This window comes from Marinibacterium sp. SX1, from assembly GCF_050389775.1.
Lineage (GTDB): Bacteria > Pseudomonadota > Alphaproteobacteria > Rhodobacterales > Rhodobacteraceae > Marinibacterium.
This window is the reverse complement of sequence record NZ_CP177144.1, coordinates 3893116-3914571: the sequence shown is the minus strand read 5'-3', so window position 1 is coordinate 3914571 and position 21456 is coordinate 3893116. Positions and strand designations below refer to the sequence as shown.

Annotated in this window: 17 protein-coding genes and 1 riboswitch; of the genes, 12 read left to right on the top strand and 5 right to left on the bottom strand. The window is 66.9% G+C overall.

The window, feature by feature from the left end; all coding sequences use genetic code 11:
- Positions 1 to 79: 79 nt before the first annotated feature.
- Positions 80 to 472 (bottom strand): hypothetical protein, encoded by a 393-nt coding sequence (locus ACK3BB_RS17645; protein ID WP_428925952.1) that lies wholly within the window; start codon positions 470 to 472, stop codon positions 80 to 82.
- A gap of 277 nt (positions 473 to 749) precedes the next feature.
- On the opposite strand from ACK3BB_RS17645, the gene ftsY reads away from it, so the two are divergent.
- The 3 genes from ftsY to ACK3BB_RS17630 all read left to right on the top strand — a co-directional run bounded on the left by ftsY (position 750) and on the right by ACK3BB_RS17630 (position 3514).
- Entirely contained in the window at positions 750 to 1892 is a 1143-nt protein-coding gene (gene ftsY / locus ACK3BB_RS17640; protein ID WP_428925951.1) for a signal recognition particle-docking protein FtsY, read from the top strand.
- 87 nt (positions 1893 to 1979) lie between these two features.
- On the top strand, positions 1980 to 2882 hold the full coding sequence (locus tag ACK3BB_RS17635; RefSeq protein ID WP_428925950.1) for a DMT family transporter: 903 nt from the start codon (positions 1980 to 1982) through the stop codon (positions 2880 to 2882).
- 17 nt (positions 2883 to 2899) lie between these two features.
- Complete coding sequence (locus tag ACK3BB_RS17630) at positions 2900 to 3514, top strand: inner membrane-spanning protein YciB (protein ID WP_428925949.1); 615 nt, start codon at positions 2900 to 2902, stop codon at positions 3512 to 3514.
- Here the strand turns inward: ACK3BB_RS17630 and ACK3BB_RS17625 are convergent.
- Complete coding sequence (locus ACK3BB_RS17625; RefSeq protein ID WP_428925948.1) at positions 3489 to 5750, bottom strand: Hint domain-containing protein; 2262 nt, start codon at positions 5748 to 5750, stop codon at positions 3489 to 3491. The two genes, ACK3BB_RS17630 and ACK3BB_RS17625, sit on opposite strands and share 26 nt — an antisense overlap.
- A 107-nt stretch (positions 5751 to 5857) precedes the next feature.
- The gene (locus ACK3BB_RS17620) at positions 5858 to 6748 is read right to left on the bottom strand and encodes an alpha/beta fold hydrolase (RefSeq protein ID WP_428925947.1); all 891 of its coding nucleotides are present in this window, start codon (positions 6746 to 6748) and stop codon (positions 5858 to 5860) included.
- Positions 6749 to 6908: 160 nt separating this feature from the next.
- A riboswitch (SAM riboswitch) is annotated at positions 6909 to 6985 on the top strand.
- 74 nt (positions 6986 to 7059) lie between these two features.
- On the opposite strand from ACK3BB_RS17620, the gene metZ reads away from it, so the two are divergent.
- From metZ to ACK3BB_RS17595, 5 genes are all read left to right on the top strand, one after another.
- The gene (gene metZ, locus ACK3BB_RS17615) at positions 7060 to 8241 is read left to right on the top strand and encodes an O-succinylhomoserine sulfhydrylase (protein WP_428925946.1); all 1182 of its coding nucleotides are present in this window, start codon (positions 7060 to 7062) and stop codon (positions 8239 to 8241) included.
- Positions 8242 to 8441: 200 nt separating this feature from the next.
- Positions 8442 to 9545 (top strand): GTP cyclohydrolase FolE2, encoded by a 1104-nt coding sequence (gene folE2, locus ACK3BB_RS17610; RefSeq protein ID WP_428925945.1) that lies wholly within the window; start codon positions 8442 to 8444, stop codon positions 9543 to 9545.
- Between the two features lie 497 nt (positions 9546 to 10042).
- On the top strand, positions 10043 to 10774 hold the full coding sequence (locus ACK3BB_RS17605) for a hypothetical protein (RefSeq protein WP_428925944.1): 732 nt from the start codon (positions 10043 to 10045) through the stop codon (positions 10772 to 10774).
- Positions 10775 to 10824: 50 nt separating this feature from the next.
- Complete coding sequence (locus tag ACK3BB_RS17600; protein ID WP_428925943.1) at positions 10825 to 12273, top strand: TrkH family potassium uptake protein; 1449 nt, start codon at positions 10825 to 10827, stop codon at positions 12271 to 12273.
- Between the two features lie 158 nt (positions 12274 to 12431).
- Complete coding sequence (locus ACK3BB_RS17595) at positions 12432 to 13751, top strand: amidohydrolase family protein (RefSeq protein WP_428925942.1); 1320 nt, start codon at positions 12432 to 12434, stop codon at positions 13749 to 13751.
- Positions 13752 to 13966: 215 nt separating this feature from the next.
- Here ACK3BB_RS17595 and ACK3BB_RS17590 read toward each other — a convergent pair whose 3' ends face one another.
- Positions 13967 to 15718 (bottom strand): trypsin-like peptidase domain-containing protein, encoded by a 1752-nt coding sequence (locus ACK3BB_RS17590; protein ID WP_428925941.1) that lies wholly within the window; start codon positions 15716 to 15718, stop codon positions 13967 to 13969.
- Between the two features lie 178 nt (positions 15719 to 15896).
- On the opposite strand from ACK3BB_RS17590, the gene ACK3BB_RS17585 reads away from it, so the two are divergent.
- Complete coding sequence (locus ACK3BB_RS17585; RefSeq protein WP_428925940.1) at positions 15897 to 16847, top strand: glycine--tRNA ligase subunit alpha; 951 nt, start codon at positions 15897 to 15899, stop codon at positions 16845 to 16847.
- Positions 16848 to 16852: 5 nt separating this feature from the next.
- Here ACK3BB_RS17585 and ACK3BB_RS17580 read toward each other — a convergent pair whose 3' ends face one another.
- A complete protein-coding gene (locus tag ACK3BB_RS17580) occupies positions 16853 to 17485 on the bottom strand; it encodes a MarC family protein (protein ID WP_428925939.1) in 633 nt (210 codons plus the stop codon).
- 68 nt (positions 17486 to 17553) lie between these two features.
- On the opposite strand from ACK3BB_RS17580, the gene ACK3BB_RS17575 reads away from it, so the two are divergent.
- The 3 genes from ACK3BB_RS17575 to glyS are packed head-to-tail and all read left to right on the top strand — an operon-like array spanning position 17554 to position 21385.
- On the top strand, positions 17554 to 18081 hold the full coding sequence (locus ACK3BB_RS17575) for a DUF6446 family protein (protein ID WP_428925938.1): 528 nt from the start codon (positions 17554 to 17556) through the stop codon (positions 18079 to 18081).
- A 9-nt stretch (positions 18082 to 18090) separates the two neighbouring features.
- Positions 18091 to 19296 (top strand): sodium/glutamate symporter, encoded by a 1206-nt coding sequence (gene gltS / locus ACK3BB_RS17570; RefSeq protein WP_428925937.1) that lies wholly within the window; start codon positions 18091 to 18093, stop codon positions 19294 to 19296.
- A 10-nt stretch (positions 19297 to 19306) separates the two neighbouring features.
- On the top strand, positions 19307 to 21385 hold the full coding sequence (glyS, locus tag ACK3BB_RS17565; protein WP_428925936.1) for a glycine--tRNA ligase subunit beta: 2079 nt from the start codon (positions 19307 to 19309) through the stop codon (positions 21383 to 21385).
- The last annotated feature ends 71 nt before the right edge of the window (positions 21386 to 21456 follow it).

Sequence of the window (21456 nt, the reverse complement as noted above, 5' to 3'; positions counted from 1 at the left end):
CGTCAGGGCAGGGCGCCGGTCACTGGCCGCCCATGCCCGCGCAGGCCGCGTTCAGGCCCATGACCCCGCGCACCGCGTGTCAGACCCCGATTTCGGGCCCGTAGCACAGCATGTCCTCGCCTATGTCCTGCGCCTCGTACAATTCCCGCGCCTCTGGGTCGTTCTCGAACCGCGCGATCAGCCCGTTCGGCCCCTGGTAGAAGGTCCAGCATTGCGGATCGGCCCGGTCCTCGTAGAGGAAACAGATCTGGCCGTCTTCCTCGTACCATGTCCCGTCCTGGCATTTACCGTCCAGGAACGACCAGACCACCCGCCGGTTGTCGAGATAGCGTTCCACCCCGTAGGCCGAACCATCGGCCCCGTAATACAGGGTCTTGCCCCGGGTGTAGTCGTCAAAGGCCTGGGCTCCCAGCGGGCTTTGCGCGGCGGCCGGGGCGGCAAGGAGGCACAGAATCATCAGGGCGCGTGTCATGGCCCCGAGTCTGACAGAAGCGCCGCCCCCCCGCCAGCACCCGTCCCATGTTGGGCAACCGATCCGCCGGTCCGCGCTTGTCTTCCGTGCCGCCCACATGTCCGTCCCACGTCTGGCATCCGCCCCGCGCAATGTGTCCGTCTCACGCCCGGCCGCCCCCAACCTCCCGCCCGTCAGGCAATGCGTGCAGCTCTGGCTCATCCCGGCGACCCGCCCGGCCTTCCATCCCCGGCAAAAGCGCATTAGGTGGGGTGGACCATCCCCGGAGGCCGCCCCCATGGCATTTTTCACGAAACTCAAGGACCGGCTGTTCAAATCCTCGTCGAAGCTCGAGGAAGGGCTCGACGCCATTGTCGAGGACGGTGCCTCCGACGCGCCGGCGCCTGCCGCTCCTCCGGCCGAACCGGCCGCCGCTGAGCCGCCCGTCGCGCCCACCCCCGTTGCGCCCGCCACGCCTGCGGTTCCCCCCGCCACATCTCCGGCCGCCGAAGCTGCGCCGGCGCCGATCCCGGTGCCCGCCGCCGAAGAGGCCGGCGGCCCCGGCCTGCTGGGTCGGCTGTTCAAATCCTCCGACGCCGCCGCTCCGCGCCGCGTGCTCGACGACGAGATGCTCGAACAGCTCGAAGAGCTGCTGATCACCGCCGACATGGGCGTCGACACCGCCCTGCGCGTCACCGCCAACATCGCCGAAGGCCGGTATGGCCGCCGCGTGTCGACCGACGAGATCAAGCGCCTGCTGGCCGAGGAAATCGCCCGCATCATGGAACCGGTCGCCCGGCCCATGCCGCTCTATCCCAAGCGGCCCCAGGTCGTTCTGGTCGTCGGCGTCAACGGCTCGGGCAAGACCACGACGATCGGCAAGCTTGCCAGCCAGTTCCGCGCCGCCGGCAAGTCGGTCGTCATCGCCGCCGGCGACACCTTCCGCGCCGCAGCCGTCGAACAGCTGCAGGTCTGGGGCGACCGCGCCGGCGTGCCGGTTCTGACCGCGCCCGAAGGCTCCGACCCCGCCAGCCTGGCCTTCGACGCCATGACCAAGGCCGAGGCCGATGGCGCCGACCTGCTGATGATCGACACCGCCGGCCGGCTGCAGAACCGCGCCGACCTGATGGAAGAGCTGGCCAAGATCGTCCGGGTCATCCGCAAGAAAGACCCCGAGGCCCCCCACAACACCCTGCTGGTCCTCGATGCCACCACCGGCCAGAACGCCCTGTCCCAGGTCGAGACCTTCAAGTCGATGGCCGACGTCACCGGCCTGGTCATGACCAAGCTCGACGGCACCGCCCGCGGTGGGGTGCTGGTCGCCCTGGCCGACAAGTTCGGCCTGCCGATCCATGCCATCGGCGTCGGCGAGCAGATCGACGATCTCGCCCCCTTCGATCCCGAGGAGTTCGCCGCCGCCCTCACCGGGCTGGGTCGCTGATCCCCCCATGGGCTTCTTTCTCTTTCCAAGTATTCCTCGGGGGTCCGGGGGTGGAAAACCCCCGGCGGCCGGGGCCGGGCGCTGCCCTTGACCACCTGGCTCCTCGACCTCGAAGGCACCCCGGCAGGCCATGACCTGGCCCTTGTCCTGGCCCTGGCCGCCGCTTTCCTGCATGCCGTCTTCGGTGCCCTGCAGAAAGGCCGCCACGATCCCTGGCTCAGCCGTGGCGCCATCGATGGCTGGATCTTCGTGCTTGCCCTGCCGGTCTGCCTCTTTGTCGTGCCCCGGCCCGAAGGCTGGGCCTGGGCCATCCTGGGCGGCGCGCTGGTCATCCATTTCTTCTACAAGCTCGGCATGGCCCTGGCCTATGAGCGCGGCGCCTTCACAGTCGTCTATCCCGTCGTCCGTGGCACCGGCCCGCTCTTTACCGTGCTGGGCGCCTGGATCATCTTCGGCGAAACCTTCTCGGGCCTGCAATGGCTGGGCGTGGCCGTCCTGCTCGCCGGCATCTTCGGCCTGGCGCTATATAACCTCGTCCATATCGACCTTGGCCGCGACACCCTGGTGCCCGCCCTCTGGCTGGCCGTCGGCACCGGCGCGCTGGTCGCGCTCTATACAACCTACGACGCCTACGGCATCCGCTATACCCCGTCGCCCTTTACCTTCCTGGCCTGGTTCTTCCTGATCACCGCCGTCGATTTCCCGGTCATCGCCTGGGTCCGCTGGCGCCGGATGCCCGTCCGCCCCGACCTGCGCCCGCTGCTCACCCGCGGCTTCTTCGGCGCCTTCGTGGCCTTCGGCAGCTTTGGTTCGGTCATGCTCGCCACCCGGCTGGACAAGGTCGGCGAAGCTGCCGTCCTGCGCGAGACCTCGACGGTCTTTGCCGCCCTGATCGGCTGGCTGGTGCTCAAGGAAACGGTCGGACCGCGCCGGATCGCCCTGATGAGCTTGATCGCGCTGGGCGCCGTGATAGTGGAACTTGGCGGATGAACAGACCAGAGGACAGCATGGCAGACACGCAGGAACGCCCGATCAACCCGATCCTCAAGCAGGTTCTGGAACTGGGGCCCACCATCGCCTTCTTCCTGATCTACCTGCGCCTGAAGGAGCAGAGCTTTACCTGGGGCGGCAACGAATATTCCGGCTTCATCGTGGCCACGGTGCTCTTCGTGCCGATCCTGCTGGTGGCCATGGGCATCCTGTGGAAACTCACCGGCCATCTCAGCCGGTTGCAGATCTTTACCGCCGTGATCGTCATCTTCTTCGGCGGGCTTACGGCTTATTTCAACGACGAACGGTTCTTCAAGATGAAGACCACCATCGTCTACGGCGTCTTCGCGACGCTGCTGGGCATCGGTCTGCTCCAGGGCAAATCCTACCTGGCCTATATCCTCAACGACATGATGCCGATGAAGGACGAAGGCTGGATGATCCTGACCCGGCGGCTGTTCTTTGTCTTCCTGGCCCTGGGCATCGGCAACGAATTCGTCTGGCGGACCATGTCCACCGACGCCTGGGTCAAGATCGAGACCTTCGGCTTTCCGATCTTGCTGTTCGCCTTCCTCTGGTGGCAGATCGTGGCCCTGCAGACGTACCTCATCCTGCCCGCCGACGAGAGCTGAGATCCGGCGCGGCGGGCCGGGCGGGCGGATCGCCGCCGCGCATGGGGCCGGTGACGGACGCGGGCTTGTCGCCGGTGGCGTCATCGGCAAGGCCCGGGGCCAGCTTCGTGTCAGCTCCCGTACCGGAAGCCATTGGGTGTGACCTTTGGCCCGGGGCTGCCATGCTGGTGTCTTCCATGCTGGAGGGCGCCATGCCGGGCACGGCCATTTGCGGCGGCTGGGCAGGCAAGACCTGGCCGGAAGCTGCCATCTGGGCGCTGCCATTCGGGGCAGGCGCCGATCGGTCCAGCATCAGGTAGCGTGGCGGCACCGGTGGCCGTCCGGCCGCGATCAGCCGGGCGATGGCCTCGCGCGCGGCGCGGCCGCTGCGAAAGGCGCGGGCGGGGCGGTAGGTGCCGGCATCGATCGGCGGAAAGCCCGGCGTGGCCTGCAGGTCCTCGCGCACCATGTCGCCGGGCCAGAGCGTTTCACAGGGCTGGCCATTGGCAAAGACGATCTCGTGCCCGGCCATCAGCACGTGGAAATAGCGCATCCCGTCGTCGCAGCCCTGTTCCGACACGCCGGGCAGGGCCAGGCAATCCTTGACGGGGATCAGCATCTCGCCACCGCCGCCCATCGGCGCGCCGCCCGGCGCACGGGGGACGCCTGTCTTGCACCCGCCCGTCTTATCCCCGTCCGTCTTGCCCCCGTCTGTCTGTCCCCAGGCCGCCGCGTCGCAGACAAGCACCCGGTGCTGGCGCGACAGGCGCAGGGGCCGCGAGGGCACGTTGGCGCCAAAGGCATCCCGCGCGATGCGCAGCGGCCGCCAGCCGGGGCTGTCGCGCATCTCGCCGGCCGACACCCGCCGCGAGGCGATCCACAGCACCGGCTGAAACCCGTGATCGCGGGTCAGCAGCCGGTCGCCGGGCCGCAGATCCTGCACCGGGCATTCGCCGAAATCGGTCATCATCTGGCTGCCGGTGGCAAAGCAGACCATGACCGTCATCATCGCCACCCCGTCGTCGAGATCGCTGGCCGCGACGAGGATCTTGTCGTGCAGGGCCAGGTCTTCGACATCCCAGAGCTCGGCGCCCGGTTCGAAATCATCGGCCACGGTCACCGGGTCGATGCCGTCCAGCGTGACGATCCCGGTGCCGGGATCGACGGTCACCTGGGTGAACAGCAGCCCGCCCTGTTCGCCGCCGATCGCCAGGACGGTATCGCCATGGGCCGTGGTGATGGCCTGCATGGCGCTGATGTCGTTGACGATATTGTCGACCTGGCCGACCAGCGTAAAGCCGTGGTTGGCCCCGCCAAAGGCATTGGCATCGATGCGGAAGATCGTCACGTCGTCGTCGGTGCCGGCGACGAAGACATAGGTCTGTCCGTCGATCTCGGCAAAGGTGGCCGTGTCGGCGCCCATCAACCCGGTTTCCGCCGGCGCGATGAGGTCGCCGCTCAGGTCGTTGCCCCACATGTCGGTCTCGCCGGCGCCGGCCTGGTCGTCGAAACGACCGTTCTGGTAGGCTAGGTTGCCCGAGCTGTCCAACGTGAAGAGATAGAGCGCCCCGCCACCGTCGCTGGCCACGACAAACCCGGTGCCCGAGCTGTCGGTGAAGGATTCCATCATCGCCGGCGCGGTGGACTCGCCGGCCAGGTTGTCCAGCGCCTGGGCGCTGTTGTCGGCATTGTATTCGGTGACCTCGGTCAGCCCGCCGGTGGCCGGATCGATGGCATAGCTGACGATGTCATCGGCCGACAGCGAGATCACGAAGGCATTGCCGCCCACCTCGGCCACGGTCAGCCCCCGGACCTGGTCGAGATCGACGGTGCTGGTCAGGCCGGGCAGGGCGGTCAGCGAGCCGTCGGCGGCGATTTCGGAAATGCCGATCGTGTCGTTCACCGGATCGGCGGTGTAGACATAGGTCTTGCCGTTGGACAGGGTGATCGCTTCGATCGCGGTGATCTGGTCGTATCCCGCGCCTTCGGTCGAGGCCTGCAACGTGCCCAGGATGGCATCGGCATCGCTGGCCCCGGCATTGATCATCTGGCCATAAGTCGGCGAGGCCGGATCGTTGTCGATCTCGAAGGTCGAGATCCCGTCATGCACGGTGTCGCGTTCCGACGTGATCAGGATGACCTTGCCGTTGGCCAGCTCGACCAGCGCCAGGGCCTGGATGTTGTCGGAGATCGTGTTCGCGTTATCGTCCTGCAGGTTGTCGGTATTCTGCGGGTCGATATTGTCAGACGTTCCCATGTCCCGGGCTCCACAAGGCCCGGGGGGTATGGCCCGGTCCTGCTGAACGCGCGGTAAACACCGGCCCCTGAACCGGGACCATGGTTAGCCATGGGTGAACGCCGCGCTCAGGCGCCTTGCAGGAAGGGCAACGGCGCGGGCAGGGCGGGCCGGATCAGCAGGCGCGACCAGCGCGGATCGGGAGCCTGGGGCATGCCCCGGCGCAGCAGGTGCAGGGGGAACCGCTCGGGCTGGCGCAGAAGATCGTTGTAGAACCGCAGAATGCCCGGCCGCGTGTAGCTGGACCAGTGGCAGACCCGCCGGTCGGGCCCGGGCAGGGGATGGCCCAGCCGGTCGAGATGGCCCAGCGTATGCGGGCAATCGATCTGCATGGTCACGGCATTGGGCGCATCCAGCCCATGGCCGATCGACCGGTCACCCGGGGTCTCGGGCGCAATCAGCCGTTCGAAGAGGAAATCGAAGGCATCGTTCTCGCGGCTGATGACATTGAGGAAATCGACCCGCCGCCCGGCCGGCGTGGCCAGGGCCCGACGCGTGCGGTCCTGGAAACAGGCTCCGGTCATCGACACGATGCGGTCGACGCTGCCCGGGGGCAGGTCCTGCAGCGCCTGCAGGGCGACTTCGGTGCCCATGGAATGGGCGATGACATGCAGCGGCCGGTCGGGATTGGCCCGGTGCAGCCGGCCGATCATCTCGGCCAGGGCGCTGCCCGCCGCCCGGGCGCTGGCCTGCGCGGCCCAGAGCGCGCCCCGGGCGTTCCAGCCAAAGGCCACGCCCAGCCCCTCGTCGCGATGGCCGGTGCCAAAGCCCAGCCGGCGCGGCCAGCTCTGCATCCGCGTGTCTGAGGTGTTGGGATGCAGCGACAGGATGCGCCGGTGCGGGCAATGGTCGGGATGGCCCGGCAGGTACTTGTATCCGTGGATCATCACGATGACCGGCCCGTTTCCCCGGGCGGCCTCGTGAAGGCAGGGCAGGGCCTCGCCTTTCCCGGGAACCATCCGGGTTCCCTCTGCGTTGATCCTGATCATGGGCATGGCAGCGCCTCACACAAGATGTGGTGGCTGGTCTATGCGCCAGACGTATGACGCGGGCATGAAACTCTGGTTACAGGACCGTGACGGTGCTTGACCTGTTTCCGCATGAGGCGTATGCGCAACAGCATCTGATCGTGGCGATTTGTTACCGGATTGCGGGCCACGTTAAACATCCCGCTAAAAGGTCAGACGAAAGACCCCTTTCGCTTGGCCGCGTCTGGGGTTTTTTTGATGAGCTCCGCCAGCATGGATCTGCGGGGCCGGAAGGACATGACATGACCGACACCTGGAACAAACGCACCCTGGCCGTGCATGGCGGCACCAAGCGCAGCCAGTTCGGCGAGCTCAGCGAAGCGATCTACCTGACCCAGGGCTTTGCCTATGACAGCCCCGAACAGGCCGAAGCGCGCTTTCTGCAGGCCGGCGAGGATGAATTCATCTATGCCCGCTACGGCAACCCGACCGTGGCCATGTTCGAAGAGCGCATCGCCGCCCTAGAAGGCACCGAGGACGCCTTTGCCACGGCCAGCGGCATGGCCGCCGTTACCGCCTCGCTGATGTCGCTGCTCAAGGCCGGCGACCACGTGGTCTCGGCCAAGGCGCTGTTCGGCTCCTGCCTCTACGTGCTCGAGGAAATCCTGGGGCGGTATGGTGTCGAGGTGACCTTTGTCGATGGCGCCGACCTGGACCAGTGGCGCGCGGCGATGCGCGACGACACCCGGGCCGTGTTCTTCGAATCGGTGGCCAATCCGACGCTGGAACTGGTCGACATTGCCGGCGTGGCCGAGATCGCCCATGCCCATGGCGCGCTGGTCATCGTCGACAACGTGTTTTCGACCCCGGTCTTTTCGCGGGCGGTCGACCTGGGCGCCGACGTGGTGGTCTATTCGGCGACCAAGCATATCGACGGCCAGGGCCGCACCCTGGGCGGGGTGATCCTGGGCACGAAGGACTACGTGCGCAAGACGGCCGAGCCTTTCCTGAAACACACCGGCGCGGCGATGAGCCCGTTTACGGCCTGGGTGATGCTGAAGGGCCTGGAAACCATGGACCTGCGGGTGCGGGCCCAGGCCGAGGGTGCGTTGAAGCTGGCCCAGGCACTGGAAGGCCATGCGGCGCTGGAGCGGGTGATCTATCCCGGCCTGGCCGCGCATCCCCAGCATGCGCTGATGCAAGAGCAGATGGGCCAGGGCGGCACCGTGCTGTCCTTTGACGTCAAGGGCGGCAAGGACGCGGCGTTCAAGATGCTCAATGCCCTGGAAATCATCAAGATTTCCAACAACCTGGGCGATGCCAAGTCGATCGTGACCCATCCGGCCACGACCACCCACCAGCGCCTGCCCGATGCGCAGAAGGCCGAGCTGGGCATCACGCCCGGGCTGCTGCGCCTGTCGGTCGGGCTGGAAGATGCCGGCGACCTGATCGCCGATGTCACCGGCGCGCTCGCCGCGCTCTGACAAGCCCGTCTCGCCACCCCCGCCCGCAACCGTCGGGCGGGGAGTGCGCGGACCAGCTGTATCCCCCGATGAGTGTTCACCTGAGATCAATAAGGGTTAACCTTTATTGATCCGTTGCGCGCGTCGTTGCGTAATCCTTTCAGGTAGATGGAAATTCCGGCCGGAGGACCTATCTTCTGGCCTGTAACGGAGGTTCACGCATGACCATTCACGCACCGACCATGGACCGGCTGCCCGATGCCGACGAGGCGCAGGAAGCGCTGGCGGTCCTGCGCAGCTGGGCGCGGGGGGCCACCGATGCCGAGATTTCCGGCCTGGATCCGGCGATTGCCGGGCTGATCCCCGGCGCGGGCGCTGCCGGCTATCCGACCCTGTCGCGCCAGTACCCGGCCGATTTTGCCGTCGACGCCAATTACCGGGCCTCGCTGCCCGACCTGCAGAACGGGCCGTCCAGCCTGATCCGTGGCGCGCGCCAGCAGATCCAGCACGTGGGCATATCGAACTTCCGCCTGCCGATCCGGTTCCGCACCCGCGACCGGGGCGAAATGACGCTGGAGACCAGCGTGACGGGCACTGTCAGCCTGGAGGCCGACAAGAAGGGCATCAACATGTCGCGCATCATGCGCAGCTTTTATGCCCATGCGGAAAAGACCTTCAGCTTCGAGGTGATCGAGGCCGCGCTGGACGATTACAAGGCCGACCTGGAAAGCTTTGACGCGCGGATCATGATGCGCTTTTCCTTCCCGATGAAGGTCGAGAGCCTGCGCTCGGGGCTGCAGGGCTATCAATATTACGACATCGCGCTGGAGCTGGTGGAAACCGCCGGCGAGCGGCGCAAGATCATGCATCTGGATTACGTCTATTCCTCGACCTGCCCCTGTTCGCTGGAGCTGTCGGAACATGCCCGGTCGATGCGCGGCCAGCTGGCCACGCCGCATTCCCAGCGCTCGGTGGCGCGGATTTCGCTGGTGGTCGAAGAGGATGCGCCCTGCCTGTGGTTCGAGGACCTGATCGAGGCCTGCCGCCGGGCGGTGCCGACCGAAACCCAGGTCATGGTCAAGCGCGAGGATGAACAGGCCTTTGCCGAGCTGAACGCGGCCAATCCGATCTTTGTCGAAGATGCCGCGCGACTGTTCTGCGAGAGCTTGCAGCGCGACGGACGGATCGGAGATTTCCGGGTCATGGCCAGCCACCAGGAAAGCCTGCACAGCCACGACGCCGTGTCGGTGCTGACCGATGGCCCGACCTTCGAGGCCGCCAGCATCGATCCCCGGCTCTTTGCCTCGCTGATCCACGAGGGGTGAGCGGGGCGGGGCGTGTTCGCCGCCAATGATCTGGCTCTTGGCTGAAACGGATGTGTCGCATGCGTCTGCTCCCGGGGGGGCAGGCTTTGCATCACAGCCATTTGGGGCGTGGGGGCGGGTCACGTCGTTCGTCTGCCCGGTCGCGGACAGGCCAACGTCAGGCCGCGTGGTTTGATCAGATCGCGTAGCTTGCAGGGCGGAGCATCGCCGTGGGTGCCTGTGCGGCGTCGCTGCACGGCGGACACCGGCCGGCGGATAGCTGCCGGCCCGGCGCCCTGTGATGGCCGTTCCCGCCCCGATCCCGCCATTTCTCGGCGCGGTCTCATGCCGCGCTGCAGCAATTTCCTCTGCACAAGCGAATTGCCTTGCGCTATACTGGTCGGCGACTGGTAGTCGTCCGGGCACCGCCAAGAGGGTTGCGGCGCCCGGGCGGCCTATCTGCGGGGCGGCGCTCGGCCGGGCCCCGAAAAGACCCGAAATGCGAGGAACACGACATGATGACCTCCCAGATGCAGATGTCCGCAGCCATGATCCAGATGGCCGGTGATGCGATGGCGAACCAGATCAAGATGCTTCAGGCGATCAGCCTGTCGGCGGTCGAACTGCCCTACCGCAACTTCAAGATGATGAGCGACCTTGTTTCGGTGCCGTTCAATGCCGCAGGCTTCGGCACCCCGTCGCCCGCCGCCGCGCCCGTCACGGCGCCGGTGAAGGCCCCCGCCAAGGCTCCGGCAAAATCCCCGGCCAAGGCTCCGGCCGCCAAGGCCGCGCCGAAGCCGGCGGCCAAACCCGCAGCCAAACCCACGCCCAAGCCTGCCGCCAAACCGGCGGCCAAGGCTGCCCCGGCGCCTGCCGCAAAGCCGGCCGAAACCCCGGCACCGGCCACCCCGGCGGCCGCCGCATCCACGGCCGCAGACCCCAAGCCCGCCGCCGCTCCGAAACCGGCGGCCAAGGCCGCCAGCGCCGCCCCGGCCGCCGCGGCCACCAGCCCGGCCAAGGCCCCGGAAACGCCTGCAAAAGCAGCCGAGACGGCCCCCACCAAAGCGCCTGCCAAGGCACCGGCCCCGCGCAAGCCCCGGGCCAGCACGGCCAAGACCGCCGCCCGCACCACCACGGCGCGCAAGACGGCCCCCAAGACCGACGCCGCGACCAAGGCGCCCGCCAAGCCGGCAACCCGGCGCCCGCGCAAGCCGTCCACGCCGCCCACCATGCCCGGCGACGACAAGTGATCCACGCCGCGGCTTGACACCGCTGGCGGGGCGCGCCAACGCTTCGGCCCATGCTGGATCCGCGCCCCGTCGCCTATGTCATAGGCCTGCTTGTCACTGTCCTGGGTGCGACCATGCTCGTGCCCATGATGGCCGATCTTGTTGTCGGCAACGGCCATTGGCCGGCCTTCTTCGAAAGCGCCGTCATCTCCATGCTCGCCGGCGGCACCATCTCGCTGTGCTGCGCCAACAGCGTGCCCGAGCGCATGAGCCTGCAGCAGATCTTCATGCTGACCACCGGCGTCTGGGTGGCCTTGCCCCTGTTCGGCGCGCTGCCCCTGGTCATCGGTGAAACCGAGCTGACCGTCACCGATGCCTTTTTCGAATCGATGTCGGGCTTTACCACCACCGGATCCACCGTCATTTCCGGCCTCGATCACCTGCCGGCCGGCATCCTGCTGTGGCGTGGCATCCTGCAATGGCTGGGCGGCATCGGCATCATTGTCGTCGCCATGGTCTTCCTGCCCGAGCTGCGCGTCGGCGGCATGCAGATTTTCCGCTCGGAAGGCTTTGAAACCATGGGCAAGATCCTGCCTCGGGCAACCCAGATCGCCCGCCAGATCTCGTTGATCTACATTGCCATCACCATTGCCTGCATCATCACATATGTCGCCCTCGACATGTCGGTCTTCGATGCCATCGTTCATGCCCTGACCACCGTGTCGACCGGCGGGTTTGCCAATTACGATGCCTCCTTCGGCACCTTCTCGGGGCCGCCGGAATATGCCGCCTCGGTCTTCATGATCCTCGCGGCCTTGCCCTTTGTCCGCTATGTGCAGCTGATCAACGGCGACGGCGGGGCCATCCTGCGCGACAGCCAGGTCCGGGCCTTTCTCGGCCTGATCGCCGTGCTGGTCGTCGTGACCTCGGTCGTGCTGCTGTCGGTCTTTCCGCATCACTGGGAACAGGCCGTGCGCGAGGCGCTGTTCAACATCGTCTCGATCCTGTCGGGCACCGGTTTCGCCAGCGTCGACTACATGTCATGGGGTCCGTTCCTGATCGGCCTGTTCTTCTTCATCGGCCTGATCGGCGGTTGTGCCGGCTCGACCGCCTGTTCGATCAAGATCTTCCGCTACCAGCTGCTCTTTGCCTCGGTCCGCGCCCAGCTGATGAAGATCCGCTCGCCCCATGGTGTCTTTGTGCCTCGCTACGAAGGCCGCCCGGTCTCGGAAGAGGTGCTGAGCTCGGTCATGTCCTTCTTCGTCTTCTTCATCGTCTCGCTGGGCATCCTGTCGGTCGGGCTCAGCCTGACCGGCCTCGACAACATCACCGCCATTTCCGGTGCGGCGACGGCGCTGGCCAATATCGGCCCGGGGCTGGGTGACATCATCGGCCCGGCGGGCAATTTCGCGCCGCTCAACGATGCCGCGAAATGGATGCTGATCGCCGCCATGCTGATCGGCCGGCTTGAGCTGATGGCCGTCTATGTCATGCTGACGCTCAAGTTCTGGCGGGCCTGATCGGCCCGGGGACGCATCCGTCAGGGTTGCGGTAATCCCGCGGCATGCGACCTTTCATTGCAACTTCAGGGTGAGTTTCTCCTTTGGCGAGGCCCGGGGCTCGGGCATGATCCGGGCATCCGACCCACCTGTTTGTTTGCACTGCGAAAGGTATCGTCATGCGTTTTGGATTACGGACCCTTGCCACCCTGTTCACCCTGGCCGTCGCCGGCCCCGGCCTGGCCCAGCAGGCCACGCTGATCACCGGCGCGCGTATCTTCGACGGGGTGAGCGACACGCTGATCGACGGGCAGGACGTGCTGATCCGCGACGGGCTGATCGCTGCCGTTGGCGCCGGGCTGGACGCGCCGGAGGATGCCCGGGTGATCGATGCCCAGGGCCGGTTCCTGATGCCCGGCTTTGCCGACATGCATGCCCACCTGATGTTCCAGATGCCCTTCGGCGTGGCCTTTACGGCCGATCGGGAATACTGGGCCTACGTGGCCTCGACCGTGGCCGAGCAATACCTGATGCAGGGCTTCACCACGGTGCGCGACGTGGGGGGCAATTCCTTCTCGCTCAAGCGGGCCATCGACCAGGGCATCCTGACCGGCCCGCGTGTCTATCCCTCGGGGCCGATGATCTCGCAAAGCTCGGGCCATTCCGACCACCGCACCGATGCCGATGCGCCGTCGACGCTGATGGATGAGCCCAGCACGCCGATGAAGTATTTCCACGTGGCCCTGGCCGATGGCCGCGACGAGGTGCTGCGCACGGTGCGCGAGGTGCTGCGCCGCCGGGCCTCGCAGATCAAGATTTCGGTCGGCGGGGGCACCGGGTCTTTCGCCGATCCCCTTGATACGATGCAATATACCGATGACGAGATCCGCGCGGCGGTCGAGGCGGCCGAGGACTGGAACACCTATGTCACGGCCCATGTCTACAATTCCGACGGCATCATCCGGGCCGTGGAAAACGGGGTGAAATGCATCGAGCACGGCAATCTTCTGAGCCGCGAGGCGATGGAGCTGATGATGGAACATGATGCCTGGCTGTCGCCGCAGGTCATCGTCTATACCTTCCATCCCGCGGGCTACAACGACGAGCAGAAGGCCCGGCATGACGAGGCCTATGAAGGAATCGACCAGATGTTCACCCTGGCCAAGGAGCTGGGTTTCGAGAACATCGTCTTCGGCACCGATGTGATCACCTCGCCGTCGATGATCAAGCGGGCGAACGAAGAGTTCGTCTTGCGCACGCGCTGGTTCGACAATGCCGAGATCCTGCGCCAGGCGACGTCGAAATCGGCCGAGCTGCTGGATCTGTCGGGCCCGCGCAATCCCTATCCGGGCGCGCTGGGGGTGATCGCGGAAGGGGCCCATGCCGACATCCTGCTGATCGATGGCAACCCGTTGGAGGACATGTCGGTCATGACCGAATACGAAGAGCGGTTCGACCTGATCATGAAGGGCGGCGAGATCTTCAAGGACACGCTGTAACGCCGGCAGCCAGGGGTTCCCTGTAACGCCGGCAGCCGGGGTTTCCCTTGGGTGCCGGTCCGGTCGCGCCGGTGACGGGACACAGGGGCAGGGGGCATTGCCGTGCCAGTTGGCCCGCCTCCGCAGCCCGGAACATGAAAAGGCCGGGTGCCGTCCCATGCGAGGGACAGCACCCGGCCTGATCTGGTCTCGATCCGGTTCCGGTCGGCCGGGCGTCAGTCCCAGCAGCTGACCAGGACGGTCATGCCCTCGGCCAGCCGCATCAGGTCCTGCGGGGCCACGGCCTGGCCCGCGCTGCCACTTGCGGCGCCCAGCCCGGCCTGTGACAGCAGGGCGGTGATCGCCTCGGACTTGGCGGCAAAGCGCACATCGGCGGGCAGCTGGCGGGCGCCGCCCTGTTCGGGCAGCAGCATCCCCACGACCGATCCGCCGGCATCAAAGACCGGCCCGCCGGCATCGCCGGGCTGGGCCACCAGGGCCAGCCGGGTCAGCTCGGTCTCGCCGCTTAGCCCGCTGGTATCGGACAGCGTGCCGAAGGTCAGCGTCGGCGCGCCGAGGGCGCCGCCGAAGGAATAGCCGGCCACGGCGATTTCCGATTGCAGCCGGGGCAACAGGCCGGACAGCCGGGCGATTTCCATCGGCGCCAGCCGGTCGGTCGGGCGCAGAACGGCCACGCCCAGGGTTGCGTCGGACGTGGCCAGGGTGGCCTCGTAATCGTCGTCCAGGGTGATCCGCGTGCAGCCCTCGACCGTGGCCGCGCTGGTCACCACGGCGCCCGAACGGTCGACGAAAAAGCCCGAGCCCGTGGCCCGCGGCCGCCGCACCTGCAGCCCCGACACCAGGTCGACGCGCTGTTCCTGTTCGGCCCCGGCCAGCGGATCCAGCGTGCCGGGCAGGCGGGTAAAGCTGGTCTTGATCGCGTCCAGCACGCGCGCCCGGCGGCTGTCGTCTCCGGCCGGCCAGACCAGGACAAAGCCCTTGATCTCGCCGTCCTGCAGGCTGGCCTCGGCATGGGTCAGGATGCGCGCATTGCGGCCCTCGATGGTAAAGCCGTCGCGCCCGCGTTCGCGCGGCCCGTCCAGCGGCACGATCTCAAGCGTCTGCAGGATGTCGTAGAGCCCGTAGAGATTGGCCGCATCGCCCGGCTGGCTGATCAGCAGCAGGCGGATGCCATCGTCGGTGGTGGCGTCATAATGGGCCAGCGGCGATTGGTAGCGCGCGAATTCCACGGCCCCCAGCGGCATCTGCGCGGCGATGCCGGCCCGGATATCGCTGTGATAGGTCATGCCCACGCTGGTCAGGGGGGCGTTGTATTGCTCCATCAGCTGGGCGCGTTGGCGGGTGGTCAGCACGCCGGTCGCCTCGTGGCCGTTGAACCGCTGCCATTCGCCCATCGACCGCCGCGTGCCGGCGCCAAAGGCCCCGTCGATCCCGGCATTGTAGAACCCCGCCACCTGCAGCGCCCGTTGCAGGTCCTGGCGTTCGGGCCCGGACAGCAGCCGTTCCGACGCCCGCGCCTGGGCCGGGGTCTCGTCGACCGGTTCAGCCGGCGCCTGGGCCACCGGAGCCTGGCCCGCGGGGGCCTGCGCCGGGGGATCAAGGGGCAGGGCGGCCGGGGCATTGTCGAGCAGGTTGGTGCCCAGCGGATAGAACTGCCGGTCATAGGTGCTGGACCCGGTGATATAGCTGTCCCGCGGAATCTTGCCCTCGGACCGGTAGACCCGCAGCACCTGCTGGGCATCCTCGGGCGCATAGGGCCCCAGCGCGATGCCATACCACGATCCGCCCAGCCAGAACCCGTTGACGTCGGGCATCTCGGCCGCATAGCGGCGGGCGCGTTCCTCGGCGACGGTCAGGCTGGGGTGGGCCTCGATCTGGACCCAGACGGTCTGATCTGCCTGTTGCGCCACGGCGGCGCGAACCATGACGAGGACCGCCACGACGACCCATCCAATCCGTTTCTTCATGCTCAATCCTCGACTTTCCCGCGACTATGCGGGTCAATGGCCTGTTTCGGCCGTCTTTAACAGGAAACATGCAGATCTGAGCATGAAATGACAATGCAAGACAAGACATGTGGCCCCGTTGACCCGGCCGCGCGTGCCGCCTATTGAATGGCCGCCGATCCATCCGGGAAAGACTGACATGCTCGACGCCGCCACCGCCCCGCGCTCGTTCCAGGAGATCATCCTGCGCTTGCAGACCTATTGGGCCTCGAAGGGCTGCGCGATCCTGCAACCCTATGACATGGAGGTCGGCGCGGGCACGTTCCACCCGGCCACCACGCTGCGCTCGCTGGGCTCGACGCCCTGGGCCGCGGCCTATGTCCAGCCCTCGCGCCGGCCCACCGACGGGCGTTACGGCGAGAACCCGAACCGGCTGCAGCATTATTACCAATACCAGGTGCTGATCAAACCGTCGCCGCCCGACCTGCAGGACCTGTACCTGGGGTCGCTGGAAGCCATCGGCATCGACATGTCCCTGCACGACATCCGCTTTGTCGAGGACGACTGGGAAAGCCCGACGCTGGGCGCCTGGGGCCTGGGCTGGGAAGTCTGGTGCGACGGGATGGAAGTGTCGCAATTCACCTATTTCCAGCAGGTTGGCGGGCATGATTGCAAACCCGTCTCGGGCGAGCTGACCTACGGGCTGGAACGGCTGGCGATGTACGTGCTGGGCATCGAACATGTCATGGACATGCCCTTCAACGATCCGCAGACGCCGATCCCGCTGACCTATGGCGACATCTTCCGCCAGACCGAGCAGGAATATTCGCGCTGGAACTTCGACGTGGCCGACACCCAGGTGCTGCTGCGCCATTTCGAAGAGGCCGAGGCCGAATGTGCCCGCATCCTCGACCAGGCGCATGACGATCCCAAGACCGGCAAGCGCATCATCATGGCCCATCCGGCCTATGACCAATGCATCAAGGCCAGCCATATCTTCAACCTGCTGGATGCCCGCGGGGTGATCTCGGTCACCGAACGCCAGGCCTATATCGGCCGGGTGCGGGCGCTGGCCAAGATGTGCGCCGATGCCTTTGTCCGGACCGAGGCCGGCGGGGCCGTACCCGGGGCCGGCGCCGAGGCGGGCTGATGCGCTCAGCCCAGGCCCGGCAGCAGGTCCTTGAGCCCGGTGGTGATCATGCCCACGGCAATCGCCGCCAGGATCATGCCCATCAGCCGGCTCATGATCGCCCGGGCCGTTTCGCTCAGGTGCTTGCCGATATCGGCCGCAAAGTAGAACACCAGCCCCAGCAGGGCGACCAGCCCGGCAAAGACCACGCCAAAGGCGATCTTGTCGGCGGCCGTCTCGGCCTGGCCGGCAAAGACGATCAGCGTGGCGATGGTGCCCGGCCCGATGATGATCGGGAAGGTCAGCGGGTAGAAGGCCACCGAGGCGGCGTCGGGAAAGTTCTCCTGTTCCCCTTCGGACCCGTGGTGGGACGAGCTGTGATCGCCGTTGAGCATGTTCAGCGCGATCAGCAGCAGGACCAGCCCGCCGGCGGTGCGGAAATCGGCGATGGTGATGCCGAAGAGCTTCAGCACGGCCGACCCGGCCAGCGAGAAGACGGCGCCCATGACCAGCGCATAAAGCGCGACCTTGAGGGCAATGGCGCGCTGGGTCGCGACCGAGGCGCCTTCGGTCACGCCAAGAAAGATCGGCAGGTTGCTGATCGGGTTCATGATGGCGAAAAGCGCCCCGAAGAGCTTGATCGCATACGCGGTATCCATGGGCACCCTCGCTGGTCCGTGACTACCGGTTGGCTAACACGCGGCGGGGAAGGGCGAAAGGTTTCGTCATGAATGGCAAGATCATCGCGGGGTTCATCGTGCTTTCCGGGCTGGTTGCGGGCGCTGCGCTCTATTATCTTCAGGTCTACGGCTATTATTCGCGGGTCGAGGCCACCGGCAACGCCGATGTGACGCTGGTGTCGCTGGCTACGGGCGAGCCCGAGCCGATCCTCTACGACAGTTTCCAGGCGATCGACGCGACCTCGTCGCCGATCCGCTACCGGGCCTGTTTCACCACGACCTCCAGCCTGGCCATGCTGACCGAGACCTACGAGCTGGCCGAAGAGGCCACGCCGCGCAATGCGCCGGGCTGGTTCGATTGCTTCGATGCCGAGGAGATCGGCGGCGCGCTGGAACAGGGCAGGGCGCTGGCCTTCATCGGGGGCAAGAATGTCGAATACGGTGTCGACCGGATCGTGGCCATCACCGAGGACGGCCGGGGCTATGTCTGGCACGATCTGAACCATTGCGGCGAAAAGGCCTATGACGGCACGGTGGTGGGCGAGGATTGCCCGCCGCGGCCGACCGGCCAGTAGGGCGGGGCCATGCAGGTCACCATCCCCGATTTCCTGTCGCTGACGATCGGACTGGCGGTGTTCCTGCTGGGGGTGGAGCTGACCGAGCGGGTTGCGGCCCTGCGCCGGTTCAACATCCCCGAGGCGGTGACCGGTGGGCTGGCCGTGGCGGTGATCGTGCTGGGGCTGTATGTCTTTGCCGGGGTCGAGGTGGCCTTTGACCTGGCCACCCGGGATTTCCTATTGGTGCTGTTCTTCGCCGGGATCGGGCTGAACGCCCGGCTGGCCGACCTGGTGGCCGGAGGGCGAATCCTTGCGATATTGCTTGGGCTTACCATTCTGACAATTCTTGCCCAGACTGTCATCGGCGCCCTTGGCGCGGTGCTCTTCGGCTTTCCGGCCAAGTCCGGCGTGCTGTTCGGTTCGGCCGCGCTGATCGGCGGCCATGGCACGGCCATCGCCTGGGCGCCCGAGGTCACGCGCGTCACCGGGCTGGTCAATGCGCCCGAGCTGGGCGTGGCCGTGGCCACGCTGGGCCTGGTGCTGGCCGCGCTGGTCGGCGGGCCGGTGGCCGGCCACCTGGTGGCTCGACACGGGCTGACGCCCAGGGCCGAGGACCAGCCCCTGACCATCGGCATCCAGGACGATGCCGATGCCCGGGCCAGCCGCATCGACCACATGTCGGTCATGCGCGCGCTGCTCTATCTCAACCTGGCGATCATCGGCGGCTATGTCCTGCATGATGTGCTGGGCGGGCTTGGCCTGATGCTGCCGCTCTTCGTGCCCTGCCTGATCATGGGCATCGTCATCGCCAACCTGCGCAGCGCGCTCTTTCCCCGGGCCCGGCCCGTGGCCCGCACCGCCGCCCTTGGGCTGATCTCGGAATTTGCCCTGGGCGCCTTCCTGGCCATGTCGCTGATGAGCCTGCAGCTGTGGACCATCGCCGCGCTTGGCCCGGCGATTGCCGTGACCATGGTGCTGCAGGTGCTCTTTACCGTGGCCTTCGTGCTCTGGGTGCTGTTCCCGCTGCTCGGCCGGTCCTATGATGCCGCCGTGCTGGCCGCCGGTTTCGGCGGCTTTGCCCTGGGCGCCACGCCCACCGCCATCGCCAACATGACGGCCGTGACCAAGAGATTTGGGCCCTCGCCTATTGCCTTCATCGTGCTGCCCCTTGTATCCGCCTTCTTTGTCGACATTGCCAATGCCATCGTCATCCAGATGGTTCTGAACTTCTGAAGGAAGCCCCGTGCCCGACCTGCTGATCGAACTCTTCTCCGAGGAAATCCCCGCCCGCATGCAGGCGCGTGCGGCGGATGAGCTGAAGAAGCGCATGACCGACGGCCTTGTCGAGGCCGGCCTGACCTACGCCGGGGCCGCGGCCTATGTCACGCCCCGCCGGCTGGCGCTGACCGTGACCGGGCTGACCGCCGAAAGCCCGACGCTGCGCGAAGAGCGCAAGGGCCCCAAGGTCGGCGCGCCCGACAAGGCCATCGAAGGCTTCCTGCGCGGCGCCGGGCTGAGCCGCGATGATCTCGAAGAGCGCGACACGCCCAAGGGCGCGGTCTATTTCGCCACGATCACCAAGCCGGGGCGCAAGGCCGAGGACATCGTCGCCGACGTGCTGGACGCCACCGTGCGCAATTTCCCCTGGCCCAAGTCGATGCGCTGGGGCGCGGGCAGCCTGCGCTGGGTGCGGCCGCTGCATTCGATCCTGTGCATCCTGACCGACGAGACCGGCGCGCGGGTGGTCGAGCTGGACATCGACGGCATCAAAGCCGGCGACACGACCGAAGGCCACCGCTTCCTGGCCCCGGGCCGCTTTGCCGTGACCTCCTTCGAAGATTACGAAACCCAGCTGAAACGCCGGTCGGTCATCCTGAATGCCGCCGAGCGGGCCGAGACGATCTGGCACGATGCCACCAACATGGCCTTTGCCAACGGGCTCGAGGTCATGGACGATGCCGGCCTGCTGGCCGAAGTGGCCGGGCTGGTCGAATTCCCCGTCGTGCTGATGGGCGAGATCGGGGCCGATTTCCTCGACCTGCCGCCCGAAGTGCTGCAGACCTCGATGAAGGAACACCAGAAGTTCTTCTCGGTGCGCAACCCGCGCAGCGGCCGGATCGAACGCTTTGTCACCGTGGCCAACCGGACCACGGCCGATGACGGGGCAACGATCCTGGCGGGCAACCAGAAGGTGCTGTCGGCCCGGCTGTCGGATGCCAAGTTCTTCTGGGAAAACGATCTTCGCGTGGCCCGCGCCGATATGGCCACCTGGACCCGGGCGCTGGAAAACGTGACCTTCCACAACAAGCTGGGCAGCCAGGGCGATCGCATCCGGCGCATTGCCGCGCTGGCCGAAACCATCGCGCCGGTCACCGGGGCCGATGCAGCCGAAGCTCGCCGGGCGGCCGAGCTGGCCAAGGCCGACCTGTCGTCGGAAATGGTCTATGAATTCCCCGAGCTGCAGGGGCTGATGGGCCGGTATTACATCACCGCCGCCGGGATCGGCGAGGCCGTCGCGGCCGCGGCGGAAGAGCATTATTCCCCCTTGGGCCCCTCCGACAGCGTGCCCACGGCGCCGGTCTCGGTGGCCGTGGCCCTGGCCGACAAGCTGGATACGCTGGCCGGCTTCTGGGCCATCGACGAGAAACCCACCGGCTCCAAGGATCCCTTCGCCCTGCGCCGCGCGGCGCTGGGGGTCATCCGGCTGGTGCTGGAGAACGATCTGCAGATGGCGCTGGGTGAGATCGCCGCCGCGGCGCTCGGCGGGCATTCCGATGCCGAGGATGCCGCCGTGCTGGCCGACCTGATGGGCTTCATCCACGACCGGCTCAAGGTGCTGCTGCGCGACCGGGGCATCCGCCACGACATCATCGACGCCTGCCTCGACATGCCCGGCGCCGACGATCTGACAAAACTTGTCAAACGTGCCGAAGCCCTTGATGCTGTTCTGAAAACCGAAGATGGCGAGAACCTTCTGCAGGGCTATAAGCGGGCCAGCAACATCCTGGCCCAGGCCGAGGAGAAGGACGGGGTCGAATATTCCTTCGGGGCCGATCCGCGCTTTGCCCAGGACCCGTCGGAAACCGCGCTGTTCGAAGCCCTCGACATGGCCGAGTCCGCCATTGCCCCGGCGCTCGGGCGCGAGGATTTCGCCGCCGCCATGGCCGCCATGGCCGGGCTGCGCGCGCCGGTCGATGCCTTCTTCGAGGCGGTCCAGGTCAACACCGACAACCAGACCGTGCGGCGCAACCGGCTGAACCTGCTCAGCCGCATCCGCAGCGTCTGCCTCTCCGTGGCAGATCTCACGCGGATCGAAGGGTGATCGCGCTCTGGACGACGGGGGCACTTGCGTGACGGCGGGGCAGGGCTATCTTGCCTCCCGAAGTGGATTCC